The organism is Aerococcus sp. 1KP-2016 (genome assembly GCF_002252085.1).
GTDB lineage: Bacteria > Bacillota > Bacilli > Lactobacillales > Aerococcaceae > Aerococcus.
This window is the reverse complement of sequence record NZ_NEEY01000034.1, coordinates 1-20,734: the sequence shown is the minus strand read 5'-3', so window position 1 is coordinate 20,734 and position 20,734 is coordinate 1. Positions and strand designations below refer to the sequence as shown.

Genomic DNA, 20,734 nt, shown 5'->3' with positions numbered 1-20,734 from the left:
AGAGACTACAAGCTGCACCTTATAAATTGTACGACAAAGATAACACGAACGAGTAATTATTATTTATAAGAACTTAATGCATCGCAACAAGCGTAAATACAATTTACACAAGATTATGGACTTGACATCTAAGGAGGAAAACATGAATCCGACAACCAATTTTCCTTTAATCGTTACATTTGTAGCTATTACTGTTGCACAAATTGTGAAATATCCGATTGCGGTTCTATTCAATAAACCACGCGCTAATATTTCAATCATTCATGCGACTGGTGGTATGCCGAGTTCGCATTCAGCAGCTGTGACTTCTTTGATTACGGCTTTGATTCTTCAATATGGATTCTTTTCCCCATATATCGCTATTGCAGTTTGTTTTGGTATGATTGTAATGTTTGATGCAATGGGTGTTCGTCGCCAAGATGGTGAGCAAGGTGTTTTAATTTATTCATTAATGAAAATTTTAAAACAAAAAGCACGCGAAACGAATGATACCGAATTATTGTTGCAACTAAATACCTTGGATGAAGACAAAATGGTGATTAATGACTACCTTGGCCATAAACCATCCGAAGTTATTGGTGGTATGACTACTGGTGTTTTGGTTACCTTGATGCTAAGATTCATCTATAGCTTACTAAATATTCCTTTATAAAATATAGAAAGTGTATGCAAATGACTGTAGATAAAACTGATATATTAATTGTGGGCGCTGGACCAGTTGGCCTCTTCGCCGCATTTTACGCAGGTATGCGTAATCTAAGCGTACGTGTCATTGATTCCCTACCAGAACCTGGTGGGCAACCTAAGGCACTTTATCCTGATAAAAAAATCTATGATATTCCAGGATTCTCAAAAGTAACTGGAACAGAACTTACCCATTCTTTAATGGGTCAATTACAACGATTTGCCGACACAACCTTTCTTCATCTCGATGAAAAAGTTATCAATGTCGAGAAAACGGCAACAGCTTTTGATGTTCAAACTTCTAAAGCGCAGTATCAAGCTGGTGCAATTATCATTGCGGCCGGTAATGGCTCATTTAAACCAAGAAAAATACAAGTAGATGGTTTGGAAACCTATGAAACTAATGACATTTCTTATCATGTTGCTAACTTAAACCGTTTCGCTGGTAAAAACGTCGCTGTACTTGGCGGTGGTGATTCAGCATTCGATGCAGCGTTGGGATTAGCTGAATATGCGCATAAAGTATATTTAATTCATCGACGGGATCGATTTAGGGCTCATGAATATGCAGTTTCACAAGCCCAAGCAAAGGATAATATTGAAATTTTAACCCCCTATATTCCGAAAGCATTTATTGGGGACGGCTCCAGATTAACAAGTCTTGTATTAAATAAAGCCCGTAGTGATGAAATGGTAACATTGGCCCTTGATCATGTCTTCATGACGTATGGTTTTGTTTCATCCCTTGAAGATATTAAAAATTGGCAACTTAACATTGAAAATGAATCAATTATTGTGAATCATAATCTTCAGACAAATATAGAAGGTATGTACGCTATTGGCGATATTGTTACTTATCCATACAAAACGAAATTAATTGCCGTTGGTTTCGGTGAAGCGCCACATGTAGTCAATCAAGTAGCACACTATTTATACCCAGAACGTCGGGTAGAACCACTACATTCAACCAGTATGTTTGACAATTAAAAAACCTCGAAAGCGCTAAACGCGTTTTCGAGGTTTTTTTGTATAATCGCCGATAATTCGTTCTTGGAAATCTTTTTCCCAACACGATAAACAAGTTCGATTCCTAGCTGTATAATTACAAAAACCGAAATGAAACACAATAAGAAAAATGATTCATCCAGGACTAAGATAATTGGATCAGTTGCTGGGTTAAATAACCAATAATCATTTTGAAAGACAAGTTCGTGAAAACCTACAAAAATGGTATTAAAGTTAAATATTAATATCACAATAATAATCATCGGTAACCACCGAAGCTGTTTGAAAGGCCAATATAATCGCCACAAATTACGCGATGCGTTCAACTTCCATAAACTAAATGCCGCAATCAGCGCTGAAACTATCATTGCACCATAATTTAGGTAAAATAAGTTTTTAACTTCCATAAAGTGGATTGCCGCATTCACCGATGTTGGAAAATCTGGCATATTGAGTGCTTCCACCCATGGAAAGTTCAAATATGCCATCAAAATAATATAATTATCCATTACAGTTGAGAATGTCAAGCCAACCAGTTCGTAGGCCTTTGAAAACCATAATGAGATCATGAATAAAGGAATATTGATGATCGTTAATGTAATAGAGAAGGTCAATAAAAAAATAAGTATTGCTAAAATACCAATCCAAAATAATATTTCATTACCTAGCTTGTTGCCAGGTTGATAAGAGTGTTTCATAATCTTTAACCACCATCGTTGGCTCTACGCCATAAATTTTAAAATCTGTTCTATTATGAACACCCGTTTCAATCATAACGGAATCAATGCCTGCATTCACTGCAGCAGAGATATCCGTCATCAGGTTGTCCCCTAAAAATACTGCGTGCGCTTTGTCAGCCCCTAATTTAGCTAAAGCACCTTCAATAATAAGTGCATTCGGTTTACCACAAACAATTGGCGTTACCCTAGTTGCTGCAGTAATTACTTTACCTAACGCTCCTGCTCCAGGTACATACCCTCGACTCGATGGGAATTGCTCATCCGGATTCGTTAAATAAAATTGTGCGCCTTTTTGAACTGCTATAGAGGCATCCATCAATTGTTTGTAGGTAACAGCTTGATCTAGGCCAACTACTACAATCGCAATTTCATCACTGTCTACATCTGTAGAAACCGAAAAACCCGCATCTGATACTGCATGTTGGACATATTCTGTACCAATTACAAAAGCTTTCCCAGATCCATCAGATACGATTTTTCCCGCTGTTTTATCTGCTTCTAAAATGTACTTCAAAGTATCTACGGATGTATAGAAATGCTCGGCTGTTACAGATAGTCCTGTTATTTGATTCAAATTTGCTGCTGCATGTGCTGGATTCCGCATGGCATTATTCGTTACAAATAAAAAAGGAATATTTTTAACTTGCAATTGCTCTACAAATTCTTTGGCACCAGCAATCGGTTCTTCACCACGATACATAGTGCCATCAAGGTCTATTAAGAATACTTTTTCTTCCAAATTCAATTTGTATTATTCCCCTTTTTCTCGAATACTAAATGCATGCGGTTTGTTCACGGTTGATTTTTTCTTCACCGAACGCGATGCTGGCTGTTTGGTACTAGTCTCTTTTACTTCGACAATATTAAAGGTTTTGCCTCGATTATTTGTCTTTTTCTTACTAAAGTGAGGGCTTTTATTCCGTTTTGGTTTACTATCTCCAGTAGTAGCTGCTGGTTTGCGGCTCACTTGTTTTTTCTTCTGAACGGGTTTAGTGGCATTTGATCTACTATTCCGTGGTTTCACACTAGCATTTTCTTTACGTTGATTATCCCAGAACGATTCATTACGTGCTTGAATTTCTGCTGGCGTTCGCTCATGCGCTAAAACAAAATAGGCTGCGCCAAAGCTAGCATATTCGATTAGGTAATCTGGCAAATGTTTAATTTTCTGCTCAAGTGACCCAATTTTTGCATCATCAGCGTAGAAGCCTTTTAAACGTAATTGTTCATAAGACCAATCTCCGACCACAAAGTCATAGCTATCTAGTATATCCATGTATCTATCAGCTATTGCCTCTATATTTACTGCCTCATTAAAATTTTCTTTGATGGTAAAAATTTGCCCATTAATAGAAAGTTGCTCTGGGCTTATTCGTGTTACCTCGGCTTTTGGATAATTTAATTCCGCACGTTTTTCTTTTAACTCTTCTTGTTTCTTTCGACTTAACATGCTTGCAGCTCCTTTCTTATTCAGATGGTTGCTTGTACCCACCATCTATTGAATTTGTATAAATCATATCCGCTACTAATTCACGGATGAAGGGTTGTCCCCATAAATAATGCTTTTGAGCGACTAAACTTGTAAAGAATGGCAGGTATAATAGATGGTCAATAGTCACAATTTTAATCATTTCCGCATCTGCTAATTCAGCGATAGATTGATCCGCAATTATCATCAGTTGACCAAAAATATTGCCTCGGAAACCCGACCCTTTGATTGGTGTGTATTTCAATTCCTCAGCTAATGCTGCTACTTGTGGTTTAATAACCTTATAGTAATCAGCCACACTCGTTTCAACGATCATAAGACGAATTGGATGAGGTAATGCTGTATGCAGATCGAAACGAGTCACATCTCCAGCCGGTAACCCTTGTAAGAACATGCCCGCATTGATAATGGCTACATCTGCTCCACTTTGCATTTTCATTGCCAACAAGGTATAGTGCTGAAGTGGTGAATACTCTATTTCATCAGCCGGTAAAGCAAATGGTAAACGACCAACAATATTTTCCTTCAAACTTGTTTGACCCTGTTTCACCCATTGGCTGACTTGTTGCTCGTCTTCAGGATAATTAGAAATACGGTCACTAGCCACAAGTTCCTCTGTTAACTTGAAGTAGCGTTTATAGTCAATGATTGGCTCATTGACTGTAACATCTGAAGAGCTCGCTTCATACAAGTATGCTTTATTGATTGGTTTTTCAAATTCAGCAGTTAAATGGCCCATAAATTGCCCGTATTTACCACCACCGGTAAGTAAGGTATGACCAACCCACTCCCCCTCTGGTAATACATGATGGGTATGTGCACCAAAAATAATAAGCAATTCTGGAAACATTTTTGCGACGATACGATCAGTAGGTAGACCCAAATGACTTAATAAAATAATGCCATCAAGAGATTCCTTTGTTTTGATTTCTTGAATCACTCGTTGAATCGATATAATGGGATCTAGCGGTTGCCACCCGACAATATCATAAGAAATTTCAAAAGGTGCAGTCATGCCCAAAACCGCAAAACGGCTTCCTTTGTCAGTCTGAATCATCTTATAATCTTGTGTATGCGCTGGCCGAGTATTGCCTATTTTGTCAAAAATATTGCCCAATACTATAGGAAAGCTTGCATTTTGGTAGAGATTATTAAGCACCTCATGGTGACTACCAATCCCTTCATTATTCCCTATTGTTGCTACATCCACACCCATTTCATTCATCAAATCCACCATGATTTGACCTTGAGTCGCTTCAGTGAGCGGATGTTGTCGATCTACAGCATCTCCAATATCGAAGAGAAAGTGTGCTTCCTTCTCTTGATCATGTTTATCTGATTGATTTTGATAATATCTAAAAAATTTTGGCCAATTTTCTAAGTGTGAATGCCAATCATTCGTATGATAAAAATGAATTACTTCTTTCATGTCTGCACCCCATTCGTTCGCTCTAATCATATCATATTCACATGATTATCAGAATCTCAAACGTTACAAAATGGTGATAAATTTCCTTCAAATTTACAATTTTCTAAATTGCGCTAATCACAAATATTACTAAAAAAGACCAGGACAACTCGTCCTAGCCTTGTTACGCCAAGCAATCAGAATGCTATCTATTTGATAATCATAGTAACCATTGCTTAATTATTATCTTCTAAAATATCCTGTGCTTGTAAACCAATTTTTTTCGTTAATCGGATAAAAGTATCAATTTCTTCTAATGATAAGTTTTCAAACATTTTTGCAATAATTTGACTATGGCCTGGGAAAACTTCGGCCATTTTTTTATTACCTTCATCCGTAATTTTTGCGTAAATAACCCTACGATCCTCAGGATTATTCGTTCTTTCTACAAAACCTTTATCCTCTAAACGGTCGATGACATAAGTTAAACTTGAAGAAGGAATTAAAATTCGCTTACCGATTTGTTGAATGGGTTGTTGTCCGCGATTATATAACAGCTCCAATACGGTAAACTCGTTCTCACTTAATCCTTTTTTACGCATGTCGCGTTTTAATTCTTCAAGGATATACAAATTGGCTTTCAAGTGAACACGCAAAGCATGTAAACTTTCTGCTTCTTTTTTATCAATTTGCTTTTCAGGCATATGTGCACCTCCTCTTCTAATCTATTATATTAAATATACCCAATTTCGAAATAATTTTCAAGTAATCAGCAACGAAAATACAAAGTGTTTGCATTTATCTTGCACTATACTGCGGCAAATCACGACATTCACAGAAATTAATTTGGGGATCTGACTTACATTTCGGATTTCGTGCTGTACAATATTCACGGCCAAAATAAATAAATTGATGATGTGCATCACGCCATCGTTCTTTTGGAATTCTCGCCATTAGTATCTCTTCTGTTTCACGGACACTGGCATCCGGTGGGACAATCCCCATGCGCTTGGTCACACGTTCCACGTGTGTATCAACAGCAATAGTTGGTACACCAAAGGCCTCACTTAGTACAACATTTGCTGTTTTACGGCCAACCCCTGGCAATTGCATGAGCTCTTCTCGCGTTTGTGGTACTTGGCCCTTAAATTCATCTCGAATTATGATAGCTGTTTTTTTCATGTTTTTGGCCTTATTGTGATATAAACCAATTGTTTTGATTTTATCTTCTATATCCGCTATGTCAGCTTCAGCCATCGCATTGGCATCTGGATAGCTGGCAAACAATGTGGGGGTTACCTTATTTACGCCCACATCTGTTGTTTGGGCCGACATTAATACCGCAATCACTAGTTGAAAAGGTGTTTCATGATATAACATCGTCTTTGGATTTGGGTACATTTCATCCAAATGATCTAAAATATTGATTACTTCAGCATCCGAAATTAAATCTGCCACGTCTTGGCCTCCCTCTAATAAATTATTTATTCAACCATTTGTTCATAGGAACTGGTGGTAAATCTTGGGCATTCGCATTTTGTTGTTTATAATCATTAACTCTTGGCGTGTCATTCGCCTTTGTCCGTTTTTGTTTGGCCCAATTCATTAGAATTCGGTCAATATATTTGAGCGAATATGCTTGATTCAATACGGCTTCTTTTAAGGCTTCTTTGACCACATCTGGTTCATAATGGTCCTTTGAGAACCATTCGGCAATTTGTTGGTATTCAATCGGTGACAATTGGCGACCAAATTCCGTTTGAATCATTTCAAACACTTCGCCTTCCTTTGTTGCCTGAGCTTCCTGAAATCTGCTCGTTTTATCTACTTGATCAAGGCTTTCAATTTTTTGATACAGCGGATCAAGCGAATAAAATTCTACCGCTTTCCCCTCTGCATTTTTATATGACGGAATACTTAAAAATCCTCGCTCAATTAAAGACTGAATCATATCGAACAAAATTCTTTCCGACAAATTCATACGTTGGCCAATTGCTGAGATTGCTGGAAACTCTTGGCCTGCCTGTTGGAACTCAAGAAATGAATGAGTAGCATCATTTCTTCATTCGTTATATTTAACCGATGGTATGATTCTATGACCTTATTTCGCATCACTGTGTAATATTCTCGGTTCATCTTTTTCCTCTTTTTCTATTTTTCTATTTACCCTACCTGATGACAAAATGACGCTTCCCTTATAGTATATATCAAAGTTAAGCAAAACATGCATTCCTTTGACTATTGTTGAATGGATAAGCATATGAGCTAAATATGAAAAGAGGTTGAGACCACTTACTGTCTCAACCCCTTCATCCACATACCTTTGTATTAAGCTTGGCTTTTACGAATGACAAATTCACGAATACGTTTCATCGCTTCTGCAAATGTTTCTTCGTTAGTAGCATAAGAAAAACGAATATGGTCAGCTTTACCAAAAGCTAACCCAGCTACACCAACAACGTGTGCTTCTTCAATGATTGCATTAGCAAAGTCAGTGACAGAATCATAGCCACAATTACGTGCTGCTTGTGAACAATCTGGGAATAAATAAAATGCACCTTGTGGTTTAAAATCTAATACAAAACCAGGGATTGTTAATAAGGCATCGTAAGCTGCGTTCAGGCGTTTTTCGAAAGCTAATCGCATTTCTTCGCGATGGCTGTCCGAACCTTTTAAGGCTGCTAACCCTGCATATTGACTAATACCTGATGGATTTGAGTTAATTTGACTCGCTAATTTTCCGTATGCTTTGATATATTTGCTTTCTGCTAAAGCATATCCCAAACGCCAGCCAGTCATTGCATAAGCTTTAGAAAAACCATTTATCACGATAGTATTTTCTTTAATTGCTTCAGATAAGCCAGCCATTGAATGTGCTTCATGACCGTTATAAACTAGGCGGTAGTAAATTTCATCGGCAATAATTAAGATGTTGTGTTCCAAGCAATATTCAGCAACTGCACGCAAATCATCTTCACTCAAAATTGCTCCTGTAGGATTTGAAGGACTGTTCAAAACAAGTGATTTTGTTTTTTCTGTTACATATTGATCAAGTAATGCTGGTGTTACTCGGAATTGGTCTTTGGCGTCTGTTTCAACGATAACTGGTACGCCATCTGCCATGTTTACCTGCTCAATATAACTTACCCAATACGGAGAGGGAATTAATACCTCATCGCCTTCATTTAACAATGCTTGGAAGGTATAGTACAAAATCATTTTAGCGCCATCAGCAATAAATACTTCATCTAGACTGTACTGTATATTGTCATAGGCTGCATGGTAATCAATAATTGCTTGTTTCAATTCCACAATACCTGTACCGTCAGTATAATGGTGTCCATGTCCAGCATACATATCTTCTTTGACTTGATCTAAAATATAAGCTGGCGTGTTAAAATCTGGTTCCCCTACAGCTAAGGAAATCACATCAATTCCTTTGGCTTTTAATTCACGTGCTTTTGCTGCCGCTGCTGCTGTTTGCGAGGCTTGCATCTTATCCATTCTTTGTGCTAAATCCATTACTTCGTCCTCCTATAGGTCGTTAACGGTCTCATACCATTCGCCCGTTGTTGCGTTAATATAGTGATAACCTAAATTGCCCTCTTCATCAGTGAAGGAAACTTCCCACACAAAGGTATCATTTTCAATGCCCAAGTTTGCATTTCTCACTTTGACATTTGGCATTTCATACAAGGTTAGTGCCAAGGCATTTTCTTCATTTACCATTTCATCCATGAAACCAGATTTCGTATAATCTGTGTCCGGTTGGTAAGTAAAATATACCTGACGCCCTTCTGCATTTTCACCTAAAACAGAATAATAGGTTTCATCTTTATTAAATACGTAAAAAGTTTGGATATTTGTGATACCCGCTTCTTTGGCTAATTTTGTGGTCTTTGATTCAGCCTCGGCAACTGGTTGTTGTGAACTGAAATAGACATAAGATGTGCCCACCAAGTAAATCACCATGATGGCCATCAAAATTGAAAATAATTTGCGTTTCATGGTTTCTTTGCCCCTTTTTTTATATCCTACATTCTATCACATTGTTCATCGAAATTCTTTAAATCCTTTAAGTCTATCCAATCCATAGTTAATGCTTCAGGCATAATGGCCTGAATTTGATCAGCATAAGATGCCTTTTCTAAACGATGATCTAATGAAATAAAGATGGACTCATTATTGACAGTTGCCGCCATTCTACCAAATATTTGCGTTAAATTCATCAACATATTTGGTAAGGCAACATCCTCAAAGTATTGATCCCCAATAGATTTCAAATAGTCCTGTTTGGCCAATTCATCCGGTGTATCAGGTGCAGAAAATGGCAAGCGTGTCATAATAAAGGCGTCCGTCTTTGTATTTAAATGAATGCCTTCTTGAAAACTAGCTAAGGCCAACAAAATTGCTCGTTGGCTTTGCTCGAATTGGCGGGCTAATCGGTCTAAATTACGTTGATGATTCTGTACGATGACCTGTCCATACACGATACGATTAAATCGTCGCTTCAATTCATGTTGCACTGCTTGTAGTAAAGCACGTGATTGGAAGAAAACTTGGATTTTATTGACCTGATGTTTATCGGCCCATACACTTTCAATGACATCCGTAATCATCATCGCTGCTTGATGTTCATTATATTTATCAATCGACAGAAAGTCATTAATATAATAACCTTTGATTTGGTTGGGCTTACTAAGGGCTAATTGTTGTTTGTATGATGCCTCCATAAATGAGAACCACTGAAAATGGTCAACACCAAATAATTTACTGATAATGTGTTTCGCGCCAACAATTTCAATTGACGCTGAAACAAGTAACGTTTGACTTGGAATCGCATTAAAAATTGTTGCTAATTGATCTTTACTCGAATATAACTTACTTTGAATGCTAGCTGTCGTATTTTGTTTACCAAAATGAACGGCCAACTCAGCATAATAATCAGGATGAGCTGCTGAGGCATCCAACCATGTTTTCAATTGATAGTCGAATTGGTTAATTTGATTGAGTAATTGTTGGTATATTCGTTTCGTATAGATGTCCATATGATATAGCTGACCCACAATTACTTTTAAAGGATGGACCATCTTATCCATTGCTTTCAATGACTTACGTAGTGCTTCACGCCATTTGGCAATCATGTAGTATTCATGTGAAATATAGTAGGCATTTGATTGTGATTTTTGTTGGTAATAGGATTTCGTTTGATATTCGTCGGCTAAGCAGTCAATAAATTTATCTAACCCTGTCCACGCCACTTGAAGATTTTTTTCCACTTGGAATAATTGGTCTACCGCATGAACTTTCACATTATTCGTCACAACTTTATCCATAATCCGGTGAATCAAACGTTCAATTGTTGTTAACGCATCTTCCACATCTTTTGATTGTATACTTCGCGTCGCTTGTTGGTGAACTGTCTCCGGTAATTGATGACATTCATCGATAATAACTTTACTTTGATCAGTCATAATACCTTCTGCCATTAAATCTTGATAGTGATATACCAAGTAAGCATGATTTAAGACAACAACATCCGCATCCTTAGCTTCTCGCACATGGCGCTCGTAGAAAGCATAATCACCCCAACGCTGTATTTCATCATGATGACTTTCTGTTGAGAAACGATTCATATTTTCCCAAAAGACTTCATTATTCAAGCCACTATTCAATTCATGTAAGTCACCTGTCTGCGTTTCACCAAGCCATACCAAAACAGCAACCGAAATCAAAACATCGCGTTTCAAGGCAATTTCCGGATGGCTCTTTAAATAAGCCAAAAACTTTTGAAATCTCGTTAATTGGATAAAATGACGCTGTCCCTTCAACACGACCACCTTCAAGGGTTTGCCCAATAGGGTTGTTGCTAGGGACATGGTCTTATCCAAAAATTGATGCTGCAAAATGACGGTTGAGGTTGATACAATGACACGTCCTGCTTGCTTTTGTTTTGTTTTTTCTGCTTCGACTGCTGACAAAGCCGACATCATATAGGCTAGAGATTTCCCTACACCTGCATTTGCCGTTAAGAATGCAAATTTATTCGCATCCGGATTTATGCTATCATCCTCCGGTGCATGGAAAAATGGGCCTATTTCATCAACCATAGATTGTTGTAAAGTTGAAAGGGACACCCCATTATTACTTGTAATAATACTAGCTTGTTCACTCGTATTGTCTTTATTGGTCGCCAAATGCATGCGGACAGCTTTTTTATCGCCAAATTTATCCGGAAAAATTTGGAAGTTGGCTTGATATTCACTCAAAACAAAAGGTGCGATATATTCATAATCTTGACGATATCCCGTGCTTTCATCAAACCATTTAGCCATATATACACCGGTTTGGCCTATAAAATAATGTGCAAATGGACGTAATTGCTCAAATAATTCACGTGGCATTTGTTGAATTTTAGCCATACACATTAGTAAAACTTCTGCCGTTGCCATCGCATCGTCTACGGCTGTATGGGCATTTTCCAAGACAATCCCATGGTGTTGACAAAACTCTGACAACTTGTATGATTCAGCCGTTGGATAAAGCGTACGAATCATTTCCACAGTATCCACCCTGTCCTGGGTCATGGCTGGGAAACCTTGCGCTTGGAAACTCTTGTCCAAAAATTTATAATCAAAGCCAATGTTATGCGCAACAATCACGGTATCGGCTAACATGTCCCACAAATCGGCAGCAATGTCCTCAAATGGTGGGGCTAGCTTCACTTGTTCGTTTGTAATACCGGTTAATTTTGTAATTTCTCTTGGAATGTCTTGATAAGGGAAGATATCCGTAGCAAATTGGCCGACAATTTGTCCATCACGAACAAAAGCCACCCCAATCTGAATAATGCGGTCACCATTATCATATGTAGATCCTGTTGTTTCTAAATCCAGAACCGCATAAGTGGTCGTCACTTTAAACACCTTCCTAAATGTAATTTCGTCTCAAGCTACTTATTCCTTAGCTTGGTAATGTTCTCTTAAATAGGTTAAAAGCGCAGCTTCCTCATTGGCTACTTTTAATTCAAGTACAGCCGTTTCTAAAAAGCTAAGCATTAAACCAATTTCCCGTTTATTATCAGGATTGATTTGGGCAATGATTACACGCCCATTAATCGCTAGCTCTTTCAGTGAATGAATCGGCAAACGGTCAATTTCAGATTGCACTTTTTGAGGATCTGCTGGATACGCTAAATCAGCGAAAAGCTGTTTACCTAAGGCTACTTGTTTTTGCATATATGCTTCTATAGCCAATAGTTTTTCCGGATTTTTGCCGTAATAATCGACTAAATCCCATTCCCCTTTACTTGACCTTAGATACCAAATATCAAAGTAAGCCGTGATATCATCGGCTGCTTGATTTGACATCTTCCAAGCCTTGCCAAGTTGCCGAATAGCTTTCTGCATGTTTTTGGGATCAGTTTCTCCTGATTGAACAAAATGACACCAGAACATGAGTGACCAAGCAAATTCAGCGTTATCAAAAGCCTGCTCCCCATCTATTTCGGTCAGCAGGAGTTGAAGACTTGTGGCGTATTCACTAAGCCCGGGTACATGCAAATAAAGGCCACTCTTCAAAAAGTAAGCGAGCCCTTTTTGCCAATTCTTGCCAATCCATAGCTTGTTCATTTCGACTGTAATACGTTCCACGGCAATATGTGCTAGGATGGCTGCATTTTCCTCAATTGCTTGCAGTGTATGTGCTTCGATATCGAAATCCAATTGACTTGCAAATCGGACACCACGCATCATGCGAAGACCGTCTTCATGGAAGCGGTCATGGGCTACACCGACTGCGCGAATAATTTCTGCTTTCAGGTCTGCCTTACCCTCAAAATAATCGACGATGGTCATTTGATCTGTCATGGCCAAAGCGTTGATGGTAAAATCACGACGTAATAAATCTTCTTCTAGATTTTGGACGAAGGTTACCTTGTCCGGTCGACGAAAATCTTGATAGGTTGACTCCGTCCGGAAAGTAGTGATTTCATAGGTTTCACCTTCAAACCAAACCATGATTGTCCCATGCTCAATCCCTACATCAAAATGCCGTGGGAACAAGGCTTGGACTTCTGCTGGATATGCTGAAGTTGCAATATCAACGTCATGGATAGGTAATTCTAATAAATAGTCACGCACTGCGCCACCCACAAAATATGCCTCGTAGCCGGCTTCATGTAAGATTGCTAATATGGGCGCAGCTTGTTCAAATTCATGCCCATTAGTCATCTAATAGGTGCTCCAAACCATAGACTAGACCGTCTAAAGTAGCCACTTTTTCAACTGCCAACGCTACACCAGGCATATATGAACTACGGTCAAATGAATCTTGGCGAATTGTTAACGCTTCGCCGATACCACCGAATTGCACAATTTGGTGGGAGTTGTAACCAGGTAATCGTAATGAGTGGATACGGACGCCGTGGTAATCAGCCCCACGTGCACCTGGCATAGTTTCTTTTTCATCTGGATGGCCGGATACATGTTCTCCACGTGCTTCGTAAATTAATTTAGCTGTTTTTTCGGCTGTACCACTTGGTGCATCCAGTTTTTGATTGTGATGAATTTCAGTAATTTCAACATCCGGCAGATATTTGGCTGCCTTGGCCGAGAAAATTTGCATTAAGACTGAACCAATAGCAAAGTTTGGCGCAATTAATCCGCCTAATTTTTTCTCTGCTGATAACTTTGTCAATTGGTCGATTTCTGCATCAGTAAATCCAGTAGTACCAATTACCGGATGGATATTGTGGTCGATGTAATATTTGGTATTGGTAAAAGCCACATCTGGAACTGTAAAATCAATGGCTACATCAATAGCCACTTGCTCAATTGCTTCTTCAATACTAGCAAATACAGGCGCCGCTTTAGACCAAGCGGTGACCTCATCCACATGTTGATCTAAATCTGTATTTACTAAAGCGACCAATTCAAACCCTTCATGATCAAGGACCATTTTTGCAGAAGTTGAACCCATGCGTCCTAAAAATCCTGTCACTAAAACTCTCATACTCGTCTCTCCTTTTTATCGCAAAGCGCTATTTACTAATATTCGCCATGTTCGGCCAACCATTCCTGTAAACGTTCGTAGGTGTTTTGGAATTCTGGTACTTGCGCTAAGCTTGGTTGTGCATCAAACGCTGCCTTAATTTGTTGCCAATTACCCGCTTCACGTAAGAAGATAAAGTAATCCTGTAAGAACGAATGATCGTCTTTTAATTCCTTATAGGCATCTTGGTAAGCTTGGTCCGCATACTCAAATTCTTCCAATTCTTGGAACACTTTAGCTTTCATCCATACATAGCGGTCAAATTCGATACCTTGCTCATCCATATCTTGAATCAATGCTCTGGCTGTACCATAGTTTTCTTCATCAATAAATAGCTGTAGTAATAATTCTAAAGCCTGGCCGTATTCCGGATCAATATCAATGGCTAGCTCTAAGGCTTCTTCTGCCGTTCCCAAATTACCAATTTGTTGTGCAAATTGTGCTTTTTGGAAGTATAATCGGGCATCATAAGGATTGACTTGAATGGCTTGATCAATCATTTCTAAGGCACCATCATGATCGTGGAAACTGTTCTTCACAGTGGCAAAGAGCGCTAACAAGTTTTCTGAAAGCTTGCCGTCCTCATGCAAGGCTTCCAGAATTGTGTTGGCTTTCTCGAAATTTTCCGTTTCGACATAGTAAAAGGCCAATTGTTCTCGTTGGCCAACTGTACGATCAGCTTCGGGTGTTGCTTCGATTAATTCTATTGCTTCTTCAAAATCCCCTGTTGCCGCCTTAGCATATGTAAAATGTTCTTCAATGACATCTAGCAACTCTTCTGGGGTCTCTTTAGAACCTAACAATCGTTCATATAAAGGTAAGGCTTGTTGGAATTCCCCTTGTTGAAATTGCAGTTCAGCAATCCCGTACAAGATAACAGGTTGGTTGGGTGCTAATTGACGTGCTTCGTTTAATTTCACCAAAGCTACTTCTGGTAAATTGTACATTTGATAAGCATCAGCTTGAAGTAATAAAGCATCGACATATAAATCACTCTCGGGCATGATTTTCAATAATTCATCGATGGCCTCTTCTACTTGACCATTATCAAGTGCGAGTTCTCCTTTTAATAGGACCCAAGAATCTTCTGTCTGGAATCGATCTTCACCCAAGGTATAAATTTCATTGGCATAATCTACAAAGCCTAGTTGGGCAAGTTGATATCCCGTATGCGCGATCTCTTCTGACGACGCGGTTGCTAATTGATCTAATAATTTTTCGAATGTTTCATTCGCTTTTGCTGGTTGATTTTGTTGTATGTATGAAATAAATTCATTTACTAAGTTATCCAAAGTTTTCAACCTCCTATACCTAGCCTATTTTAGCATATTTCACCCCTTAAAATCTTGCAAGGCGACTAAAAGATGGCGAATTTACCAATGAATTCAAAAAATGGCTGGAACCCATAAGGTCCAACCATTTTTCTTCATGCTATTTTATGAGATAGTGCTTAAGCTTTTTCATCTACATGTAAGATGATGTCACCAGTAGCTACTTCATTACCCGTTTCACCGGCAACATTTGCGTAGTCACCTGTATTCGTTACGATGACCATCACGTCGCTAGCGTAGCCAGCCTCATGAATCACACCTAAATCAAATGAACCTAAGATTTGGCCTTGAGTGATTGAATCACCTTGTTTCACGTTCGTGGTAAATCCACGACCGTCTAGTTGCACGGTATCAATACCCACATGAATCAAGACTTCTAAGCCATCTGTTCCGGTAATACCGTATGCATGTCCTGTTTCAGAAGCAATTGTTACATGTCCTGAAATTGGTGCGACAATTTGACCTTCAGTATTTGGTACAATCGCAATGCCTTTACCCATCATTCCTTGTGAGAATACTGGATCACTCACATCTGCTAGGGCTTTAGTTGTACCTGCAACTGGTGCGAAAACAGCATGTGCTACTGGTTTTGTTGTCGTTGTTTGCGTATCAGCGGCTACAGGTGTTACAGGAGTCACATGCTCATGTTCTTTCACAACACGTGCTTCTTCTGCTTTGGCAGCTGCTTCAATAGCGGCTTCTTTTTTCATGACAGATTTCCCATAAATAAATGTACCTGTAAATGCTAGTACGATTGAAATTACGATGGCAATCATGAATACGGGAATGAATTTTGGAATAATGGCAATGAACCCAATTACCCCTGCTGGCCCTAATGATTGGCTTCGTACGTTGAACCAACCTAGTAATAATGATGCAATCCCTGATGAACCTAAGGCGATGAAGAATGGGTAACGCGCTTTCAAGTTAACCCCAAACATAGCTGGTTCTGTAATACCTAGCATTGCTGATAGTGATGATGAAGTTGCTAAACCTTTTGTTTTTTCATTCTTGGTTACGAAATAGATAGCAAATGCTGCTGCACCTTGCGCTACGTTGGCTACTGAAGCGATTGGGAATATAAAGTCCCCACCAGTTTTGGCCACATCAGCAATTAAAGCTGTTTCAATAGCTGGGAATGATTGATGCAAACCAGTTAATACGATTGCTGAGTAGAATAGACCGAAAATACCATAGCCAAGTGCACCTGTTGCAGAAATGATACCTACCAAACCGTTTAATAGGAAGTCAGATGCGGTACGTAATACTGGTCCCACAACGGTAAATGTAATAAACCCAGTGATAATAATGGTTAACATTGGCGTGAAAGTAAAGTCTACGGCATCCTTTAGAATCTTATGGAAGAAGTTTTCCAACTTGGCTAAGATCCAAGCTACACCGATAACGGGTAATACTTGTCCTTGATAACCGGCTTGGGCAATCTGTAAACCAAAAATATTCCAGTATGGCATTTCACCAGATTCCACAGCTGCAGCTACATTATAGCCATTAACTAATTGCGGCATAACCATGATTAAGCCCATAACAGCACCTAAGTAAGGATTCCCACCAAAGCGTTTCGTTGCTGAGAAAGCGATTAACACTGGTAAGAAGGCAAAGGCGGCTACTGCGAACATGTTAATCATATCGGCAAAGTCTGCCCAAGCTGGATACATTTCGATTAACGGCAATGGACCAAATAAATTTGGACTGGTTAATACATTATTGATTGCCATAATCAAACCACCAGCAGTTAAAGCTGGAATTAATGGTACAAAGATGTCAGACAAGACCTTAATTACTTGCATCAAAGGATTTGATTTACCTTGATCCTTAGCAGCTTGCTTTACGTCCTCAGTCGATGCCTGTTGAATACCTGCAATCGCAGTATATTCGTCGTAGACCTTGTTGACATCACCAGGTCCAACGATAATTTGGTATTGGCCGTTTGCTTGGAATGTTCCCTTTAAATCTGGGTCATTATCCAATGCTTCTTGGTCAATTGCCCCTACATCTTTTACGACTAAACGTAATCGAGTGGCACAGTGCGCTGCTGTAACGACATTGTCATGTCCCAAAGCTGCATCAATACGTTTTGCTACCTCTTTATGATCCATCTTCATACCTCTTTCTATTTATGAATAACCATTTACAAAAACAAATAATTGCTGCTTTTAAATAAAGCGTTTACATTTCTACAAACACATAATATCAAGTATAAGTAAATATGTCAAACGTTTAACACAAATTATTTTATTTTTATTAATAAGGTTATTTTAACAGCTTTTAAATAGTGAAAACGTTTGCCTTTTGCAGTCAGGATGTATAAAATAAACATGCATAGTAATGAAGAATACAAAACATTCAATCGCTACATCCACGTCCCATTAGATTATAGGAGGCCTATCATGACATTTTCTCTGTATCAATTTGACCAGCAAGCGCGTTACCGCGCTTACAGCGACTGGTCCCCAAACTATATTGCTGAATTAAATGCCCTTGCAGACCAATCACCTTGGCGCAATCATTTTCATATTGAACCAAAAACAGGCTTATTAAATGATCCCAATGGCTTTTCTTATTTTAACGGCCAGTGGCATCTATTCTATCAATATTATCCATTTGGACCCGTACATGGTTTAAAGAGTTGGCATCATTTAGTCAGTTCAGATTTAATCCACTGGGAGGAACTTGGCCTTGGTTTACAAGCAGATAATTCGGTAGACTCACATGGTGCCTACTCCGGTACTGCCATTGCTGACGGTGACGTCCTTCGTCTGTTTTACACTGGAAATGTACGCGATGAAAACTGGACGCGTATTCCCCTACAAAATACGGTCACTATAGATAAGAGCAATCAGCTGTCTTCTGATAAAAAAACGATTATTCCCCCACTTGACCTAGCCACAGACCACTTTAGAGATCCCATGTATTTCACGCAAAATGATACGTCATGGCTCGTTATTGGTGGCCAACGCAAGTCAGATTTAAAAGCTACCTTGTACCTATATCAAGCGACATCTGAGGATTTAACCCAGTGGGCGTTCCATAGCGAATTAGCCATTCCACAAGCTGATACCGCCTATATGTTTGAATGTCCAAATATCAATTTTGTAGATGACAAAGTTCTGGTAACCTTTTGTCCACAGGGTATCTCACCAGAACAGTTGCACTATCAAAATATATACCCAAATGCCTATCTCATAGCTGATAGGTTCACAGCGGATGGCCACCTAGAAGGTGCAGGTCAATTAGTCAATCTAGACTTTGGTTTTGATGCCTATGCCACTCAACTAATCAACAGTCCGGATGGCCGTGTGTTAGGTGTTTCATGGCTAGGCTTACCCGAAATAGATTATCCAACTGATGATTATGGCTACCAAGGCGCGCTTTCATTAGTCAAAGAATATCGCATTCAAAATAATCAATTAACCCAATACCCTGTAGTAGAAACATTGCAGTTACGCGGCAAAGAACAGACCTTTGATACACAAATGAACCTAGGCCATAACCATTTTGAATATGCCTTTACCGTTGACGCCAATCAAACCGCTGAAATTGCCTTATTTGCGAATAATGATAAATCTAAGGCCGCGGTCTTATCGATTGATACGAAAAATGGTACACTTATTCTTGACCGTAGTCACATGGGGACAACATTTGCGACCGCTTTCGGTACAACACGTCAAGTTGCGCTAACACCTGCTGAACCCGTAACCGTAAATATTTTCGCAGATAGCTCTGTACTTGAAATTTTCATCAACCATGGAGCTTATGTACTATCTTCTCGAATTTTTACCGAGGATACAGACCAAACCAACATCATTGCTAGTGGTACGCTTCATAATCAAATTTGGCCACTAACCATGTAATAGAAAGTGAGTGCAATTCAATCATGAAAGCTAAATTGCAAGACGTCGCTGCCCTGGCAGGCGTTAGTGTGACCACCGTTTCAAGGGTCATCAACCATAAGGGCTACCTATCAGAAGCAACCATCCAAAAAGTCGAGGCGGCAATGAAGGAATTAAATTATTTCCCCAATTCGTTAGCCCGTAGTTTACAAGGAAAAGCGACAAAATTTGTGGGCCTTATTTTCCCCAATTTATCGACTATTTTCTATGCTGAACTCGTAAATCATTTAGAGCAAATTCTGTTTAAAAAAGGCTACAAAGCGATTATCTGCAATTCTGAACGAGATGCTACAAAAGAACAAGACTATTTACAAATGCTACAATCAAATCAAGTTGATGGGATTATCGCTGGTGCACATAATCTGAACTACGATGATTACGAACGTATCAATGCCCCAGTTGTATCCTTTGACCGCTATATTGGGAAGAATATCCCTATCGTTTCCGGTGACAATTATCAAGGCGGGCAACTGGCAACGGAAACGTTATTGCGCCAAAAACCCAAAAATCTATGGATGATCACCGGCTCAAACGATCCAAATTCACCAACGTTTTTACGTTATCAGGCTTTTATGGACGTCACAAAGGCTATGGGAATAGCAGGACAAGTCAAATCACTATCTCGTGACTATTCACACTTACGTAAACAAATGGTGATCAAACAATTACTGATAGAAGAAAAACCGGATGCGATCTTCTGCTCTGATGATTTAACCGCTATTCTTGTCATGAATATGGCTGAGGAATTAGACCTGCGCATTCCTGAAGACGTTAAAATCATTGGTTATGATGGGACCCAGTTTATTCAAACCTACATGCCCCACCTAACTACCATCGGTCAACCTATTGAAGAATTAGCTGATTTACTTGTTGATGTCTTATTACAACAAATTCAAAATGATAATGGTCTCGCACAAGGAGCAGACAAATATTTTGTACTACCCGTTCGTTTAATTCCTGGAAAAACCATCTAAATACATGAAAAAGCGGTTGAGACATATGATATGCTCCCCCTAAAGTAGACACTTAAAAAAGTAAATCTACTTTAGGGGGAGTTTTTTTGCGTTCAAATAGTAAACATACAGTATCTGAATTAGTAATATTTTATTAAATTA

18 protein-coding genes are annotated in these 20,734 nt (G+C 38.9%); 4 read left to right on the top strand and 14 right to left on the bottom strand.

Translation table 11 applies throughout. The features are described from left to right. Positions 1 to 142 precede the first annotated feature (142 nt). Together B9P78_RS06895 and B9P78_RS06890 are read left to right on the top strand one after the other, a co-directional pair. The gene (locus B9P78_RS06895) at positions 143 to 652 is read left to right on the top strand and encodes a divergent PAP2 family protein (protein ID WP_094518769.1); all 510 of its coding nucleotides are present in this window, start codon (positions 143 to 145) and stop codon (positions 650 to 652) included. Positions 653 to 672: 20 nt separating this feature from the next. Further along, positions 673 to 1,671 (top strand): NAD(P)/FAD-dependent oxidoreductase, encoded by a 999-nt coding sequence (locus B9P78_RS06890; RefSeq protein ID WP_094518768.1) that lies wholly within the window; start codon positions 673 to 675, stop codon positions 1,669 to 1,671. Here B9P78_RS06890 and B9P78_RS06885 read toward each other — a convergent pair. From B9P78_RS06885 to B9P78_RS06820, 14 genes are all read right to left on the bottom strand, one after another. Continuing rightward, complete coding sequence (locus B9P78_RS06885) at positions 1,668 to 2,387, bottom strand: TIGR01906 family membrane protein (protein ID WP_094518767.1); 720 nt, start codon at positions 2,385 to 2,387, stop codon at positions 1,668 to 1,670. The genes B9P78_RS06890 and B9P78_RS06885 overlap by 4 nt on opposite strands. Further along, on the bottom strand, positions 2,350 to 3,174 hold the full coding sequence (locus B9P78_RS06880) for an HAD-IIA family hydrolase (RefSeq protein WP_094518766.1): 825 nt from the start codon (positions 3,172 to 3,174) through the stop codon (positions 2,350 to 2,352). The genes B9P78_RS06885 and B9P78_RS06880 overlap by 38 nt, the downstream gene beginning before the upstream one ends. A gap of 6 nt (positions 3,175 to 3,180) precedes the next feature. After that, entirely contained in the window at positions 3,181 to 3,879 is a 699-nt protein-coding gene (locus B9P78_RS06875; protein ID WP_094518765.1) for a YutD family protein, read from the bottom strand. Between the two features lie 16 nt (positions 3,880 to 3,895). Then, positions 3,896 to 5,347: a bifunctional UDP-sugar hydrolase/5'-nucleotidase gene (locus B9P78_RS06870; protein WP_094518771.1), complete on the bottom strand. Its 1,452-nt coding sequence runs from the start codon at positions 5,345 to 5,347 to the stop codon at positions 3,896 to 3,898. 215 nt (positions 5,348 to 5,562) lie between these two features. Further along, positions 5,563 to 6,030, bottom strand: coding sequence for a MarR family winged helix-turn-helix transcriptional regulator (locus B9P78_RS06865; RefSeq protein ID WP_094518764.1), 468 nt, complete (start codon positions 6,028 to 6,030; stop codon positions 5,563 to 5,565). Positions 6,031 to 6,124: 94 nt separating this feature from the next. Then, positions 6,125 to 6,784 (bottom strand): endonuclease III, encoded by a 660-nt coding sequence (gene nth, locus B9P78_RS06860; protein WP_369824363.1) that lies wholly within the window; start codon positions 6,782 to 6,784, stop codon positions 6,125 to 6,127. Between the two features lie 22 nt (positions 6,785 to 6,806). Beyond that, the gene (locus tag B9P78_RS06855) at positions 6,807 to 7,277 is read right to left on the bottom strand and encodes a DnaD domain-containing protein (protein WP_233487772.1); all 471 of its coding nucleotides are present in this window, start codon (positions 7,275 to 7,277) and stop codon (positions 6,807 to 6,809) included. A gap of 377 nt (positions 7,278 to 7,654) precedes the next feature. Next, positions 7,655 to 8,848, bottom strand: a complete 1,194-nt coding sequence (locus B9P78_RS06850; RefSeq protein ID WP_094518763.1) for a pyridoxal phosphate-dependent aminotransferase — start codon at positions 8,846 to 8,848, stop codon at positions 7,655 to 7,657. A gap of 12 nt (positions 8,849 to 8,860) precedes the next feature. Next, entirely contained in the window at positions 8,861 to 9,334 is a 474-nt protein-coding gene (locus B9P78_RS06845; protein ID WP_094518762.1) for a DUF5590 domain-containing protein, read from the bottom strand. A gap of 26 nt (positions 9,335 to 9,360) precedes the next feature. Beyond that, positions 9,361 to 12,243, bottom strand: coding sequence for an exonuclease domain-containing protein (locus B9P78_RS06840; RefSeq protein ID WP_094518761.1), 2,883 nt, complete (start codon positions 12,241 to 12,243; stop codon positions 9,361 to 9,363). 39 nt (positions 12,244 to 12,282) lie between these two features. Next, entirely contained in the window at positions 12,283 to 13,557 is a 1,275-nt protein-coding gene (locus B9P78_RS06835) for a CCA tRNA nucleotidyltransferase (RefSeq protein ID WP_094518760.1), read from the bottom strand. Beyond that, a complete protein-coding gene (dapB, locus tag B9P78_RS06830; protein WP_094518759.1) occupies positions 13,550 to 14,338 on the bottom strand; it encodes a 4-hydroxy-tetrahydrodipicolinate reductase in 789 nt (262 codons plus the stop codon). The genes B9P78_RS06835 and dapB overlap by 8 nt, the downstream gene beginning before the upstream one ends. 35 nt (positions 14,339 to 14,373) lie before the next feature. After that, the gene (locus tag B9P78_RS06825; protein WP_094518758.1) at positions 14,374 to 15,669 is read right to left on the bottom strand and encodes a tetratricopeptide repeat protein; all 1,296 of its coding nucleotides are present in this window, start codon (positions 15,667 to 15,669) and stop codon (positions 14,374 to 14,376) included. Positions 15,670 to 15,827: 158 nt separating this feature from the next. Further along, positions 15,828 to 17,825 (bottom strand): sucrose-specific PTS transporter subunit IIBC, encoded by a 1,998-nt coding sequence (locus B9P78_RS06820; RefSeq protein ID WP_094518757.1) that lies wholly within the window; start codon positions 17,823 to 17,825, stop codon positions 15,828 to 15,830. Positions 17,826 to 18,116: 291 nt separating this feature from the next. On the opposite strand from B9P78_RS06820, the gene B9P78_RS06815 reads away from it, so the two are divergent. Both B9P78_RS06815 and B9P78_RS06810 read left to right on the top strand, forming a co-directional pair. Continuing rightward, complete coding sequence (locus tag B9P78_RS06815) at positions 18,117 to 19,580, top strand: sucrose-6-phosphate hydrolase (protein ID WP_094518756.1); 1,464 nt, start codon at positions 18,117 to 18,119, stop codon at positions 19,578 to 19,580. A 23-nt stretch (positions 19,581 to 19,603) separates the two neighbouring features. Then, positions 19,604 to 20,593: a LacI family DNA-binding transcriptional regulator gene (locus tag B9P78_RS06810; protein ID WP_094518755.1), complete on the top strand. Its 990-nt coding sequence runs from the start codon at positions 19,604 to 19,606 to the stop codon at positions 20,591 to 20,593. The last annotated feature ends 141 nt before the right edge of the window (positions 20,594 to 20,734 follow it).

Excerpts from the sequence above, each read along its gene's own strand:
- B9P78_RS06895 (WP_094518769.1), top strand. The coding sequence starts at position 143 with ATGAATCCGACAACCAATTTTCCTTTAATCGTTACATTTGTAGCTATT.
- B9P78_RS06890 (WP_094518768.1), top strand. The coding sequence starts at position 673 with ATGACTGTAGATAAAACTGATATATTAATTGTGGGCGCTGGACCAGTT.
- B9P78_RS06885 (WP_094518767.1), bottom strand. The coding sequence starts at position 2,387 with ATGAAACACTCTTATCAACCTGGCAACAAGCTAGGTAATGAAATATTA.
- B9P78_RS06875 (WP_094518765.1), bottom strand. The coding sequence starts at position 3,879 with ATGTTAAGTCGAAAGAAACAAGAAGAGTTAAAAGAAAAACGTGCGGAA.
- B9P78_RS06870 (WP_094518771.1), bottom strand. The coding sequence starts at position 5,347 with ATGAAAGAAGTAATTCATTTTTATCATACGAATGATTGGCATTCACAC.
- B9P78_RS06865 (WP_094518764.1), bottom strand. The coding sequence starts at position 6,030 with ATGCCTGAAAAGCAAATTGATAAAAAAGAAGCAGAAAGTTTACATGCT.
- B9P78_RS06855 (WP_233487772.1), bottom strand. The coding sequence starts at position 7,277 with ATGATTCAGTCTTTAATTGAGCGAGGATTTTTAAGTATTCCGTCATAT.
- B9P78_RS06850 (WP_094518763.1), bottom strand. The coding sequence starts at position 8,848 with ATGGATTTAGCACAAAGAATGGATAAGATGCAAGCCTCGCAAACAGCA.
- B9P78_RS06845 (WP_094518762.1), bottom strand. The coding sequence starts at position 9,334 with ATGAAACGCAAATTATTTTCAATTTTGATGGCCATCATGGTGATTTAC.
- B9P78_RS06835 (WP_094518760.1), bottom strand. The coding sequence starts at position 13,557 with ATGACTAATGGGCATGAATTTGAACAAGCTGCGCCCATATTAGCAATC.
- dapB (WP_094518759.1), bottom strand. The coding sequence starts at position 14,338 with ATGAGAGTTTTAGTGACAGGATTTTTAGGACGCATGGGTTCAACTTCT.
- B9P78_RS06820 (WP_094518757.1), bottom strand. The coding sequence starts at position 17,825 with ATGGATCATAAAGAGGTAGCAAAACGTATTGATGCAGCTTTGGGACAT.
- B9P78_RS06815 (WP_094518756.1), top strand. The coding sequence starts at position 18,117 with ATGACATTTTCTCTGTATCAATTTGACCAGCAAGCGCGTTACCGCGCT.
- B9P78_RS06810 (WP_094518755.1), top strand. The coding sequence starts at position 19,604 with ATGAAAGCTAAATTGCAAGACGTCGCTGCCCTGGCAGGCGTTAGTGTG.